General features: G+C 53.6%; 10 protein-coding genes. 4 read left to right on the top strand and 6 right to left on the bottom strand.

Annotation, left to right across the window (positions count from 1 at the left end):
• Positions 1-24 precede the first annotated feature (24 nt).
• Genes AC3ZPD_RS12525 through AC3ZPD_RS12500 form a run of 6 tightly spaced genes read right to left on the bottom strand, consistent with a single transcriptional unit; the run spans position 25 to position 9,628 of the window.
• The gene (locus AC3ZPD_RS12525) at positions 25-3,714 is read right to left on the bottom strand and encodes a cobaltochelatase subunit CobN (RefSeq protein ID WP_490984627.1); all 3,690 of its coding nucleotides are present in this window, start codon (positions 3,712-3,714) and stop codon (positions 25-27) included.
• Between the two features lie 23 nt (positions 3,715-3,737).
• Complete coding sequence (locus tag AC3ZPD_RS12520; RefSeq protein ID WP_490984626.1) at positions 3,738-5,759, bottom strand: VWA domain-containing protein; 2,022 nt, start codon at positions 5,757-5,759, stop codon at positions 3,738-3,740.
• Positions 5,756-6,697, bottom strand: coding sequence for a magnesium chelatase ATPase subunit I (locus AC3ZPD_RS12515; protein ID WP_490984625.1), 942 nt, complete (start codon positions 6,695-6,697; stop codon positions 5,756-5,758). The genes AC3ZPD_RS12520 and AC3ZPD_RS12515 overlap by 4 nt, the downstream gene beginning before the upstream one ends.
• A gap of 21 nt (positions 6,698-6,718) precedes the next feature.
• Positions 6,719-7,507, bottom strand: coding sequence for an ABC transporter ATP-binding protein (locus tag AC3ZPD_RS12510; RefSeq protein ID WP_490984624.1), 789 nt, complete (start codon positions 7,505-7,507; stop codon positions 6,719-6,721).
• Positions 7,504-8,517 carry a FecCD family ABC transporter permease gene (locus AC3ZPD_RS12505; RefSeq protein WP_490984623.1) on the bottom strand — a complete coding sequence of 338 codons (1,014 nt, stop codon included), beginning with the start codon at positions 8,515-8,517 and terminating at the stop codon, positions 7,504-7,506. Before AC3ZPD_RS12505 ends, AC3ZPD_RS12510 begins: the two co-directional genes overlap by 4 nt.
• Positions 8,507-9,628, bottom strand: coding sequence for an ABC transporter substrate-binding protein (locus tag AC3ZPD_RS12500; protein WP_490984622.1), 1,122 nt, complete (start codon positions 9,626-9,628; stop codon positions 8,507-8,509). The genes AC3ZPD_RS12505 and AC3ZPD_RS12500 overlap by 11 nt, the downstream gene beginning before the upstream one ends.
• A 325-nt stretch (positions 9,629-9,953) precedes the next feature.
• Here AC3ZPD_RS12500 and AC3ZPD_RS12495 point away from each other — a divergent pair, with 325 nt between their 5' ends.
• The 4 genes from AC3ZPD_RS12495 to AC3ZPD_RS12480 form a co-directional block, all read left to right on the top strand.
• On the top strand, positions 9,954-11,450 hold the full coding sequence (locus tag AC3ZPD_RS12495; protein WP_490984621.1) for a GH25 family lysozyme: 1,497 nt from the start codon (positions 9,954-9,956) through the stop codon (positions 11,448-11,450).
• 2 nt (positions 11,451-11,452) lie between these two features.
• Positions 11,453-12,211 carry a hypothetical protein gene (locus tag AC3ZPD_RS12490; RefSeq protein ID WP_490984620.1) on the top strand — a complete coding sequence of 253 codons (759 nt, stop codon included), beginning with the start codon at positions 11,453-11,455 and terminating at the stop codon, positions 12,209-12,211.
• Positions 12,108-12,611 carry a HupE/UreJ family protein gene (locus tag AC3ZPD_RS12485; protein ID WP_490984619.1) on the top strand — a complete coding sequence of 168 codons (504 nt, stop codon included), beginning with the start codon at positions 12,108-12,110 and terminating at the stop codon, positions 12,609-12,611. The genes AC3ZPD_RS12490 and AC3ZPD_RS12485 overlap by 104 nt, the downstream gene beginning before the upstream one ends.
• 167 nt (positions 12,612-12,778) lie before the next feature.
• A partial coding sequence (locus tag AC3ZPD_RS12480; RefSeq protein ID WP_490984618.1) for an HTH domain-containing protein occupies positions 12,779-13,450 on the top strand: 672 nt, incomplete at its 3' end.

The following is a 13,450-nucleotide window of genomic DNA, read 5'->3' as shown; positions in this document are numbered from 1 at the left end:
TATTACGATTAAACAATACCAGACTTATCCCCTTTTGAAAAGAAAAAATTGATTGCTCCTCGGCTCGGCGTTCTCCAGTTCGCCTTCCAGCTCCATAATCCGGTTATAGAGCCGGTTGAGCTCTTCCTCTGAAGCCCTCCAGTACTGCCGCTGATGGCTTTCCAGCAAAGTCTCCAGCATATGATGGTAGGACCAGCGGTTGTTCCTCTCCAATTCTCTGCTGCGCTGCTCGTCCGCTACATAGGTTTCGTGCAGGGCCGAAAACATCCATGATTCTACCTGGTTCGTGGTGGCCGCCAGGCCTATCATATTTTCGAACCGGTCCGCTATCTTTTGAACGCCGTGATAGGCATGCTCCAGCAGTCCTTCCACCCATTTAGGGTTAAGCAGCCGGGTTTGCAGTCCTCTCTGAATGGAGGCCTTCACACCCTCCGTAAGCACATTTTGACCCGTCGTGTCCGAAATATAAATGGGTGCCCGCGCCCCCTTCGATATTTCCACCGCTTTGGCCAGACCGCCGAAATATTCGTAATAATGGTCCAAATCCGTGACCTCATGCTCATGATTGCTCCGGACCTGCGAGACGATATCCACAGCCTTCAGATTGACGCTGAAAAGCTCACCCGCCGCTTTTCCCCGGCTTCGCTGACTATAAACATGCTTTAAGCTGTCCATGTAACTTTTCCCCAGCTCCGACTCGCTGCCCCAGGCCTTGGTTTCAACCAGTTTGCTGATGCGTGTACCGTATTCGCCTGGCGCGGGCCCAAAAATCCGGGCGCAAGCCAAATCCCAGGCTTCGGATGGATCCAGCCCTTCCTTCAAAAGCTGTTCGTAAATCCGATGGGTCTGTTTCTTGAACTCATTGTCCGCATCGTCTTCATCCAGCATGGAAACCTGCTCGAACAACCGGTTCAGGTCCTCGAGCAAATTGGGGAACATGTCCCGGAAGAAACCGCAAATTTGAATAACTACGTTGATTCTGGGTCTGCCAAGATCTTCGACGGGAATAAAATCATAGACGGGCTGATTAAAAGAATTCCGCTCCGTTAGGCGGACCCCCAAATAACTTAAAATCTGGCCGAAGGTTTCGCCTTGGGTCCGGGAGGTTTCGAGTCCCCACAGAACCACCGCTACCGTGGAAGGCGGCTGGCCTTCTTCCTTCCGGTACAGGGACAGCGTGTTTTCAGCGATGGCCTTTCCGCGTTTGACCGCCGTATCGCCCGGCACGGACCTTGGATCAAACTGGAACAGATTATAGCCGGACGGCAAAATATCTGGATGGCGCAGCGCGTCCCCGGCCAGCTTGGCCGGAACGTACCGGCCGTCCAGTGCGGAAATCAGCTGCTCCAGCTCCATGTTGTTCTTAACGCGTTCAAACGCCTGTTTTCCGAACGCCCAGGTTCTATTCCACTCTTTCTCCCATTCCCCCGTATCCGCCTGCGGGAAAGGAGCTTTACCGCTGCGGACAAACTGTTCCAGGAGCGCCTCCGCCTCCCTGTCCAGCGTCTCCAGCGCTTCGATCCGGTTTTCTTTTAGCATCTGCTCGTAGTCCCATTGCTTTCTTAAAGCCAGCAAGGAGACCAGCGAGCGGGCCTCCGCTCTGTCCTGGCGCAGAACCTCTGTCATGTAGCCGGCTGCCTGCTGCCTGCTGCTTCTGCGGCCCAATATATGAAGCCCATACGGAATCAAGGAACGGCGCATCCGGTACAACTCCGCCTCCACCTGCTCCAGGTCTTCGCCGTTTAAATGCACGGCTTCGGCCGCCAGCCTGATTTGGGAAGCAATTTCCTCGCATTGGCCGGGACTGAGGCGTTTGGCCTGATAATAGCTGTGAAGCAGATCATCCAGCCTGGATAAATCGCCATAAAGCCCGCCTTTAATAAAAGAAGGGGACTGATAGCTGATCAGAACCGCATGGCTTCTCCGTTTGGCGATCATAGCTTCCGAAGGATTCCCCAGATAATAGTAATAGAAATGCGGAAGCTCTCCTATAAGCTCATCCGGGAGGCAGTTTTCGGACATGCCCGCTTCCTTGCCTTCCATAAATTCAAGCGTCCCGTGAGTCCCGATATGAAGCAGAGCGTCGGCCTGAAAGCCCTCCCGGAGATATTGGTAGAAAGCCAAATATTGATGATGGGGTAGCTGGGATTTATCATGATAGGATTTGGAAGGATCTTCATGAATGCCCCTGGTCGGCTGCAGCCCGATAAACACATGGCCGTTTATAAAGCCGGGAATGAGAAAATCCCGGTCCTTCGCCATGATTTCGCCCGGAGGCTGCCCCCATCGTTCAAGCATCTCCGCTGCCCGGTTTGGATTGCGGGAGCCTGCATATGCCCCTGCGGGATAACGGATAAGCGCTGACGGAGAGGCCTCGTCGGCCCAAACCGCAGAGTTGACCAACCCCTCGTTCAGCATCTTTTGCCTGATTTCTTCCCCGGTCATTTCCTGGACCAGGTATCCTTCTTTTTTCAGGACGGATAAAAGGTTGGCCAGGGATTCAAACGTGTCCAAAAAGGATCCGCCGAACATCGTCCCTTCGCCCGGAGGGTAGTTGTAGCCGATAAGCGCTATTTTTTTCTCGTTTCGCGGCTTGCTCTGCAGGGCCAGGTACCGGCTGATTCGTCTGACCAAACGTCCAATCCGGTCCGGAATGCCGGAAAGCTCATTCCAGCTTGAACGCAGCCCGGCATCGGCTCCCCCCGGCTCCATGGTCGCTACGGGCAGCATTTCAGTGGCCCCGTCCAGTTCCGGCAGCATCATTTGAACCAGAAACTCGGAAGGCCCCAGCCCTTCGGGGGAAGTCTCCCAGTTCGTCCGCCGTTTGCGCGTAAGGAAAAAAGGATGCAGCAGAGGAACGCGAAGCTCCTCAAGCAGTTCCATAACCTGAGCCGAATCTCCGCCAACCGGCCCAGAGCCTAAACGGAATGGAATGAAATTAACGATGAGCCGGACTGCCGAGCCGTCTGCGGCCCCTTTTAAAAGAAATCCCCTTAATTTCCCGATATCAAGGCCCGCAATCGACGCAAACCCGATTTGCAGCACGTTGGCTGCAGCTTCCTCCCGGATTCTCTCAACAATGGAAGCCACAACGGCGTGAGTGTCCAAAGGATAAGCGTAACCCATAAACAGGACGGCAACGGTTGGTTTGGAAGCCTCTCCCTCCAAGGCCTCCCAATAGGAATCCGTCGATTCGAAGATTCGGGAAGAAGCCGCATCCAGCAGCGCCATCCCGTCGATCAGCACCGGGGCAGGCGGAACCGTCCGCCGGTTCGGGCCGCTGCCGGATCGATGCAGGATATAGAATAAAAGATGCTTCAGGTTTTGAGCGCCCGCCCCCTGCCAGTAATCCCGAATTTGCTGCACCGCTTCCGGATCCCAGGGACTCCTGCTCCTTTCTCCGGAGGAAAACAATTCGGCCAATTGGCGCTGATTGCCGCCCACCGGCACCTGAAACGCTTGTATATCCTTGCAGCTTTCCAGGATCACCCGCAAATGTTCGGGCGAAGCACCGTGCGCGTCATGAAGAATCAGATCGGCTTCGGCCGCTGCCGCCCGGATTTCCTTGAATCGGCCGGTATCGACCGGAATGCCCAGATTAAACACGGTCAAGGCAAGCTCCTCTTTCTCTGCCTCCCCCATCTCCGCATATACGTTTGAAAGGTCGCGAACCGCGGCCTGCGAGGCTGTGAACAGAACCAGCTTCAGCTTCATTTCTTATCCCCTCCTTTTAGCCATCATTCGTACAAAATTCCTCTAACCGCGGAAGTCACCTCGGCTTGTTCGAGCTGCTCCAGCTTGTAATAAACAGCCCCCATCGCATCTGCGAGCTTCCGTGCCTGCCCCAGCCGGATAAAACCTTGTTCCGTATCCAGGACCAGCGTCTGTATGTCCGGTCTGCGGTAAAGCCCGGCTAGGGCCATGCCTTCCATCATAATGTCCTCAATAGACATGCCCGGCCTGGAGCCTTCGTTTGCTTTCCCGTCCGTAACCAGGATAACCACCGGATGAAAGGGCTGATTCCCGCGCATTTTTCTGTTCAGGATTTCCCAGGCCAGCCGGAGTCCCTGACCCATAGGGGTCCGCCCCCCGGTCGCCAGCTCCCGCAGCTCTTTTGCGGCAAACGCGGCGCTGCGAGTAAAGGGCAAAACGAGCTCCGCTTTATTTTTGCGGAAGGCGATCATGCCGATTTCCTCTCTTTTTACATAAGCCTCTTTCAGCAGCGAAAAGACGGCGCCTTTTACGGCTTCCATTCTTTTTCGCGCCGACATCGAACCGCTTGCGTCCACAACAAAAAGAATAGAGGTCCCGCTTCTGGCGAAACGGACCTTTTGCTTTAAATCCTGGGGTTCCAGCCGGAACGCCAGCTCCCCTTTGGAGCGGCGGAACGCCTGGTAGGGGGCGGCAGCTCTCAAAGTGGCGTCCAGCGCCAAATCCGTCACCTTCCCCCGGGGGGAAACATAATCCGCGTATCTCCCTTTTTGGCCTATTGATCGGACAAGATCCCTTTTGCCTTTCCCGCTCTGCTTCATGCTGCTCTTGCTCCGAAATTCGAAGGCTTCCGCTGCAATGGAGCGGCCAATCCCGTGAATGTTTTCCGTTTCCGTTCGCGGCTCGGAGGAATCGCCGCCGTCTTTCCGGTCTTGAGGCCCTTGCGGCGGATGATGAGTCCCTTCCCCTTCCGGGGAGAGATCTCCGATGGGGTTCAAGAACGGCGCTGCCGTGGGGCCCGCCCCCTCATCGTGTCCCGGCCCTGGTCCGGACTCCGGCACAAATTCGTGCTCTGACTCCGGCCCGGGTTCAAGCCCCGGCTCTTTTCCCGGATCCGTTTCCTTGGAAGACTCTTCCTGTGAACGGCTGTTCTCGTCCGATTCCCTTTGCCCTGCTGACACCAGGCTTTCAACCGAACGGAGAGCCTTCATCCGGTGGGGAAGCACCCACCGGGCTGCCAGGCCGATATCCGCTTCCGTGATGACCCGGCGGTTGTCCCAGGCGGCTAAGGCACGCGCGCTTTCGATCAGAAAATATTCGGCGCGCTGACCGCCGCAGCCTGCTTCATGGGCTACCTCGGCCGCCAGCCGCAGATGTTCGTTTTTGGCGAGAACTTCTGGAAGGAGAGCTTGGGCCTGCTCCAGCTTTCGGCGAAGCTCCTGTCTGTCTTGTTGATAACCCTCCGTAAAAGCGTCAGGGTCCCGTTCAAAAGCCAAGGCCCGTCTCATCACCTCCATGCGGCGGTCTGCATCCTCCTCATTTGTGAGATAAAGACAAAGACCAAAGCCGTCCAGAATTCCTGGAGACAGCTCTCCCTCCTCAGGGTCCATGGCGGCGAATAACCGAAACGAGCAGGGGAACGATTTCGAAAAACCCTCCCGCTCGATCCGCAGCATTTTGGATTTGGCGCATTCCATAAGGGCATAAACCCTTTCGGCGGGAAGCAGATTGATTGGATCGACCAATAACAGCCCCTGGTCGGCTTCGGCCAGCAGCCCTTCCTTAAACGGACCGCCTCCGGCACTTGTCAGGCCGCTAAGATCTAAACCTCCGAACAAGCGGTCTTCGGTGACTCCGACCGGGACAACGGTCACTTTCATCGGGGAGCAAAGCTCCCGCAATCCCTGAAGCCAGACGGATTTGCCCGTTCCCTTGGGACCGGACAGCAAAACGCCGCCTAACCCGGGATGAATCAAATGCAGGAGCAGCGCCGTCTCCGTTTCGTTATCGCCTACTCTTGCCTTGAAAGGGAATAAGTGAGGGTTCATAAGAAGGCCGCCCCGGCTTCCTGAATCGCCTTCCGCACCTTCTCCGCATTCCCGGCCGGATCGTCGAAAGGCGATTGCTTGAGCCTATGCGGCAGAACCAGCATCGCCGCCTTGTACAAATCCTCGGCTTCCGCGTTTGTCCGGCCTTCAAACGCGGCCAGCGTCAGGGCCGTTTTGATCATCGTAATGTCCGAACGATGGCCATCCACCTTTAAGGCAATGGCAATTTCAGCCGCCTGACGCAAAATGGACTCCCTTGGTTCAAGCGCCGGCAGCAGCTGCCGAGCCTGAAGGATTTTGTCCCTTAACCGGTCTTGTTCAGGCCGGTAATGCTCCGCAAAAGCCGGAGGATCCGCTTCAAAAGCCATTCTCCGGCGAATGACCTCTACCCGCTGCTCCATGCTTTTCTCCCCGGCCACTTCTACGGACAAAGCAAATCGATCCAGCAGCTGGGGTCTCAAATCCCCTTCCTCGGGGTTCATCGTTCCGATCAGGATAAACCGCGCCGGATGGGAAAACGATATGCCTTCGCGTTCCACCGTATTGATGCCTGAAGCCGCGGCGTCCAACAAGACGTCCACGATCTGATCGTCAAGCAGATTAATTTCATCCACATACAGCATCTGACGGTCGGCCTGAGCCAGCAGGCCCGGGTCAAACTTTTTCTCGCCGAACCGGATCGCATGTTCAATATCCAGCGTCCCGACGACACGGTCTTCCGTAGCGCTGATCGGCAAATTTACGACTTTCAGGTCCTCCAGCAGTTCGGATGCGGCCCGTACGGCGGTTGACTTGGCCGTCCCCTTCTCGCCTTTGATCAAAATGCCTCCGAGTCTCGGATTAACCAGATTCAGCAGGATCGCCGTTTTCATGTTTTCCTGCCCGACGATGGCCGTAAACGGATAAACCGTTTGGTGTTGGTGTTTAGTCAATTTCATCCATCCTTTATCTCCAGCAAATCAGGTTTGTACTTTTCCTGTAATCCGGCAAAAGGGTCTGCCGGTATCTTTATCCGGTTGAATGTCCGCATGCACCCCGAATACTTCTTGGATCAGCCTGGCGTCCACGACTTCCCCGGGTGCTCCCTGCGCATAAATCCTGCCTTCCTGCATCACGATTAATTCGTCGCTGAACTGGCAGGCCTGATTGAGGTCATGCAGCACCAGAATCACCGTTATGGACATTTCCCGGTTTAACTGCCGCGCAAGCTCTAGAACCTCCATCTGGTGACGGATATCCAAATACGTAGTAGGTTCATCCAGCAGCAAAACATCCGTTTTTTGGGCCAGCGACATCGCAATCCAGGCCCGCTGCCGCTCTCCGCCGCTCAGCTCGTTCAGGTGCCGGTGCTCCAGCGGCTTGAGCGAAGCGGACTGCAGCGCCCATTCCACCAGACGCGCATCCTCTTCTTGATCCGGCCTGAACAGCGATTGGTGGGGCGAACGTCCGTAAGCTACGAGCTCCCGCACCGTCAAATCGGCCGATTCCTGGGATTGCGCCAGATAAGAGAGCTTTTGCGCCACTTCTCTAGGTTTCATCTGCAGCATGTTTTGTTCCTGGAAAAAAACCTGGCCGCCCGTTGCTTTCAGCTGCCTGGCTAGCGCTTTAAGCAGCGTGCTTTTTCCGCAGCCGTTTGGCCCGATGATGCCGTACATTTTTCCCGCCTCTATGGATAAAGTCAAGCCCTGCAGCACGGCCGATTTCCCGGCATACTTGTGCGAAAGATCCCGGGTCGATAACATCCTCATGGCTTGTTCCTCCTTAATAAATACAGGAAAAACGGCGCGCCTAACGCGCCCATAATAATTCCGACCGGGAGTTCGGTCGGCGCCCAAACGATTCTGGCGAACGTGTCGCAGAAAAGGACGACGGCCGCTCCAAGCAGTGCCGAGGCGGGCAGCAGCAGACGGTAATCATTTCCTATAAGCAGCCGCGCCGCATGGGGGACGATCAGGCCAACAAATCCAAGCAAACCGGCGACGCTGACCGCGCTTGCCGCAAGCAGCGTCGCCACGGCCGTCATCAGCAGCCTTACCCGTTCGACGCGTACGCCCAGATTACGCGCCGCCGCATCCCCCAGCATCAGCAAATTCATTTTGTTGGCGCCTAATCCGGCAGCCAGCAGACCTAATACCGCATACGGCAAAATAATGCGGACATGCGGCCAGCTTTTGGCCGCCAAACCTCCAACCATAAAAACCAGCGCGCCTTGAACGCGGTCGCTGTAGAAAATCAGCAACCCCGAGATGCCCGCTCCCAGAAACGCCGAAACGGCGACGCCCGAAAGGGCGATGCGCACCGGCTGGATGCCGTCCTTCCAGGCGAGCAGATAAATGACCGCAGCGGCAGCCGTGGCCCCGATAAAAGCGATGGGCGGCAGCAAATATTCGTACGCCGGCCACACCAGCATGACCAGGATGCCAAATAATCCCGCTCCGCTGGATACCCCGATAATATGCGGATCCGCGAGAGGGTTGCGCATAATGCCCTGGAGCAGCGAGCCGGATACGGCCAGACATGCGCCGACCAGCAGACCGACCAGAATCCGGGGAAGCCGTATGTTCCAAACAATCTCCCGAAGAGGCCCATGGAAACCGGAATCAAACAAATAACGAACCAAATCGGCTGCGGGCACTTTGACGGCTCCGACGCAAATGCTAAAAACAGCCGCCCCCAATGCCGCAGCGGCAAAGAGGGTCAGCATGAAGATGCGGTACGTCGCTTGTTCTTTTAAACGGGGGGAAAAGTTACTTCCCATGGCCTTGTCCCGAACCGGCGGATTCCTTTGCCGCAGGCGGCGCCCCAAAAATGTCCGGATAAACGTATTGAGCCAAATAAGTCATCGATTCATCGTATTTCAGTCCCGGATTCGTCAGGAACAGGGAGGAAGGCACGATGATGACGTGTTTCTCCTTCACGGCTGTCAAAGCGTTCCAGGCCGGGTTGCTTTCCATATCCGTTTTGATTTTCTTTTCTCCCACTGCCCGGCTGCCATGAATGATTAAGAAAAGGTAATCCGGGTTTTGCTCCACCAGCTTCTCGAGGCTGTAAGGAACGGTGGTCGGACTTTTCTGATCCGGCTCAAGCTGCTCGGCTACGTTGGTCATGTTCATCGTTTTGGCGATATCCAGTCCAATCGTTCCTGTCCGCTGGATCGAAACCGATGCCGGCGTCACGTTTAAATTGGCAAACGTCAGCTTTTTATCCGGCAGTTTGGCCTTAATCGCATCCACGCGCTGCTGGAGCTCCTCCAGTTTCTGTTTGGCTTCGGTTTCTTTCCCCGTGATTTTCCCCAGCAGGTTCACTGTATCGGCAATTTCGTCATAAGAAGAAACCTGCATGAGAGCAAACGGAATAGAGCTGCTTTCAAAGGTTTGGACCAAATCTTTATGGAAACGGGGCTGGCCGATAACCAGATCCGGTTGAAGGGCCAGTATTTTTTCGCTGCTGACCTCGGAAACCTGTCCCACGCTTTCGGCTTTTTCGGCTCCCGGAGGGAGTTCGATATCCGTTGCATCCGCCCGGCCCGTCACCTCTCCTCCAATGGCATAAATCATACTCAGAATTTCAGGAGACAAAACTACAATTCGCTGAGGCTGATGGTCTAAGGTAATTTCCCTGCCTTCGTTATCTTTGAAGGATAGAAACGGTGCACCGGCCTCAATATCAGAAGAAGCTGAAGCGGTGGCTGCAGTTGAACCTGAAGGCTCCGTTTGGTTCGATGCAGATGCAGATGCAGATGCAGATGAACCGGCCGAATTTACGGCCTGCCCCTGATTCGAAGAGCCGGATTGTCCGCATGCGGTCAAAGCTAAAGCCAGCAGCAAAACGGCAAAAATAACGCTGGATTTGGAACTTGCAAATTTCATATCTCCATTCTCCCTTTGTATGTAATGAACAATTAAGCTAAGCGGTTTGAACAAGCCGGGAGCTCCCCGTTTCCCTCCTTCCCCCAAACTTACGGAATAAAACACGGCTTCTTTCGTCATTTCCGCTATTCCAAATGCTTAATCGTAATTATTACGATTATAGCACAAGCTTCATTTTTGAAAAGTCATAAAAAACCGCCGCTTAAAAGTAAATTTTTTGTCATTTAATCGAAACATTTACGATTTATTGTCCGTTTAAATATATAGCTAATCAGGATTCAACAACTTCTGGAACTTTACAACATACAAGAATGGTGGGTACATCGTGAAAAAATGGTTACTTTTCGGCTTCGTTTTCCTTTTTATGCTCTTCTGGGTTCAAAATCAGTCGGTTTCGGCCAAAGAAAACACGCATCTTTTTCTGAACGATAAAGAAATCCTTCTCTCCAATGCCGAACAAATACGGGTGTCCAACAACCACGTGCTTGTTCCCCTTAGAATCCTGACCGAAGAAATGGCCTATACCGTGGACTGGAATCAGAAGGACAAAACCATCACTATACATAATGCGCAAACGACGCTTCAACTGACCCTTAACAGCAGTCTCGCTGTGTCGAATGGACAAGAGCTTCGTTTAAGCGCGGCTCCTTCCCTTTATAACAACAAAGCCTATGTGCCTCTGAGATTTGTAAGCGAACAGCTCGGGAGCACCGTCGATTGGGATCAGCAGACCCAATCCGTCAAGGTCAAAACCTCATCGGCCTCGCCGGCCGGCAGTGCCTCAGCCTTGCTTCAGGATATGAACTTTGCAAACGGGCAATTAACGCTGAGCCTCCAAGGTTCTGCCGATCCCGGGACAGCGCTCCTGACGAATCCGGACCGGCTTCAAATCGATTTGCCTGGCGCGGCTTTTGATCCCGGTTTCGCGGATACCCTCCAATTGGATGCGAGCGGTCATGGAGATCTTCTGTTTACCGACGATCCGGATCTGAGCGAAATCGAAGTTTCGCAGCTAAACAATACAAATGCCCCCTCTTCCATAGAAATCGTTATGGTTCTTAAAGGCTCGAGAACCTACCAGCTGCAAAAATCCCCGGGGGCCATTAGGGTCCAATTGCAGACCACGGATTCCGGTACGGGTTCGGGCCCGGATTCCGGTTCAAGCTCAAATCCGGGCGCCAATTTACCAGGCTCAAACGTGATGGGACTTGACGTTTCGCACCATAATGGAACCATTGATTGGACGCAGGTTGCCAGCGCCGGTTACTCCTTTGTGTTTATTAAAGCTTCCGAAGGCAAAACGGTTCGGGATAACCAGTTTGCGGTCAACCTGGCCGGCGCCAAATCGGCGGGTCTGCTGGTGGGCGCTTATCATTTCCTCGATGCAACCAGCGTTGGCAATGCAAAACTGGAGGCGGATAATTTCGTACAAGCCCTGCAGGCCGCGGGGGGAATTCAGCTGCTGGATCTGCCGCCCGTCCTGGATTATGAAAATAATCCCGGCGGATTGACCCCGGCGCAGATCAACGAAGTAGCCAAAGCTTTTTTGGCCGAATTCGAAAACGCCACCGGCATTACGCCCATGATTTACACGGGGAATGTTTTTGCCGCCAACTTTGACGCTACCTTCTCTTCCTACAAGCTTTGGGTGGCCAAATACAGCACTCAATCGCCGACTCCCGTCCCGGCCTGGAGCAGCTGGTCCGTTTGGCAGTTTTCGCAAACCGGCAGCATTCCCGGCATTATCGGCAAGGTGGATATGAACCAGTTTAACGGTTCTCTGGATGATCTCTTGTCATCACTGGTTCATCGGGAGGAATAAATATGAACAGGAGATTCCCTGCGGTCCTGATTCTGATCCTGTTCCTCTCCCTGTCGGGCCTCCTCGAAACCCGAACGTATGCGCATGCTTACAGCGTTGCGTTCACGCGCATCGAATCTGCCGGCGGTCAAACCACGATCCAGTATTCGATCGACGATCTTTCCGTCCTTGAATCCATCAGCCAGCTGGACGCCAATGAGGACAGCTATTTGGACCTGCAGGAGGTTCAAGCCCGGCGAGCTCAGATTCTTCAGTGGGTAAACCAGCATCTCGATATTGAAGTCAACGGAAAAAGAATGGCCCTGCTGAGCGGAAATCTCGAATTAAACAAAGAATTGCCGGACAAAACCGGCTTTCAAATGGACACCGGAACCTACAGCGACTTTGTCCTGCCGGACGCCAAAATCGTCACCTTTTCGCTTACGTTCCCTTTGGAGCCAGGCGATTCGCTTGTCCTCAAGGACGACTTTCATTCAATTATCCAGGGGCAATACGTCAATTTCATCAATGTTTTAAAGGATGGGCAGATCCAAACGACTTCGGCGCTGTTTCAAAACGTGTGGAGCTACACCGTGCAGAGCGGAGACCCTGCTGCAGGCAAACCGGCCTCCGGCGCGGAATGGCTCGCTTTTTTTAAAACTGGGCTCCCTTCATATTTTGACCGGCATCGATCATTTGCTGTTTCTGCTTACCCTGATCGCCCTGAAAATGAAGGTCCGGGACGTTATCAAAATTATCACCGCCTTTACCCTGGCCCATAGTTTGACGCTGGCTTTGTCCGTGCTCGGCCTCGTCAGCTTGCCCTCCAGGTTCGTCGAATCGATGATCGCGGCCAGCATTATTTACGTGGCTTTGGAAAATTTATTTTTCCCGCGGAACGCCAAAAACCGCTGGTGGGTCACCTTTTTATTTGGCCTAATTCATGGCCTGGGGTTCGCCGATTTGCTGATGGATATGCATTTGCCGAAAAATCAGCTTGTGCCGGCCCTGCTGAGCTTTAACCTTGGCATCGAACTCACGCAGCTCGCCTTGCTCGGCTTGGCCTCACCTTTATTGTGGTATTGGTACCGGCTTAAAGGTTATAGGATAAGCTTCCGGGCGTTAAATGCCGGGATTACGGTCATCGCCCTTATTTGGCTTATACAACGGGTTACCGGGTAACAGCGGCGGGAAGCCAAGATTCGCTTAAGACAACAAAAGAGAGTGATCCTTATGCAAAAGAAAGAATCCTTCATTAAACTGGTACCCATAGACTGGACACTTTGAAAAAAAGGTGTCTGGGCTATGGGTACTTTTTGTATACTGGAAGAGGCAATGGAGGGGATGACATGAGTAAGAAACATTTTAACCAAGCAGAGCGCAAGGCTTTATCTAAAAATCCATATATCGCTAAGGTTAGCGAAAAATCATTAACATACACAGATGAATTTAAACGCCTTTTCATCGATCAGTATTTGTCAGGGAAAACACCTAGAGAAATCTTTGAGACGGCTGGATTTGACGTGTCTCTCATCGGCATGACGCGGGTGGAGCAGTGCGCAGATCGTTGGAAGAAGGCCTACGAACGGGATGGGATTATCGGACTCACCGACTCCAGAAGAGGGGCTTCAGGACGTCCACGGCAAAGAGAGCTTACACCTGCTGAAATCATGGCCAAACAAGAAGCGAAAATCAAACTTCTCGAGTCGCAGATTGACTTGCTAAAAAAGTTCGACAAGAACGAAAGGAGGCTATGCTTAGAGAAAAACAATCCAAGCGAAAGTCATAGATTTGAATGGATTCATCAAGCAATGAGCCAGGGATTTAAGCGGATGACCCGGTATTTTTGTGAGCTCCTAGGGGTCTCAAGATCTGGCTACTATCATTACCTGCAAACTGCGGATGTACGCATCAAACGAGCTCAAAAAGATGAGGAAAGCGTAAAGTGGGTGAAGAAAGCCTTTGATCGCCGAGGTTTCAAGAAAGGAGCTCGCTCCATCAAGATGACCTTAGAGAATGAG

The organism is Paenibacillus mobilis (genome assembly GCF_058267595.1).
The sequence above is the reverse complement of the archived record's forward strand: the minus strand, read 5'-3'. Positions and strand labels throughout refer to the sequence as shown.

What these genes read in the sequence shown, in the direction of transcription:
- AC3ZPD_RS12505 (WP_490984623.1), bottom strand. Translation starts at nt 8,517, where the DNA reads ATGGGAAGTAACTTTTCCCCCCGTTTAAAAGAACAAGCGACGTACCGC.
- AC3ZPD_RS12510 (WP_490984624.1), bottom strand. Translation starts at nt 7,507, where the DNA reads ATGAGGATGTTATCGACCCGGGATCTTTCGCACAAGTATGCCGGGAAA.
- AC3ZPD_RS12500 (WP_490984622.1), bottom strand. Translation starts at nt 9,628, where the DNA reads ATGAAATTTGCAAGTTCCAAATCCAGCGTTATTTTTGCCGTTTTGCTG.
- AC3ZPD_RS12525 (WP_490984627.1), bottom strand. Translation starts at nt 3,714, where the DNA reads ATGAAGCTGAAGCTGGTTCTGTTCACAGCCTCGCAGGCCGCGGTTCGC.
- AC3ZPD_RS12515 (WP_490984625.1), bottom strand. Translation starts at nt 6,697, where the DNA reads ATGAAATTGACTAAACACCAACACCAAACGGTTTATCCGTTTACGGCC.
- AC3ZPD_RS12520 (WP_490984626.1), bottom strand. Translation starts at nt 5,759, where the DNA reads ATGAACCCTCACTTATTCCCTTTCAAGGCAAGAGTAGGCGATAACGAA.
- AC3ZPD_RS12490 (WP_490984620.1), top strand. Translation starts at nt 11,453, where the DNA reads ATGAACAGGAGATTCCCTGCGGTCCTGATTCTGATCCTGTTCCTCTCC.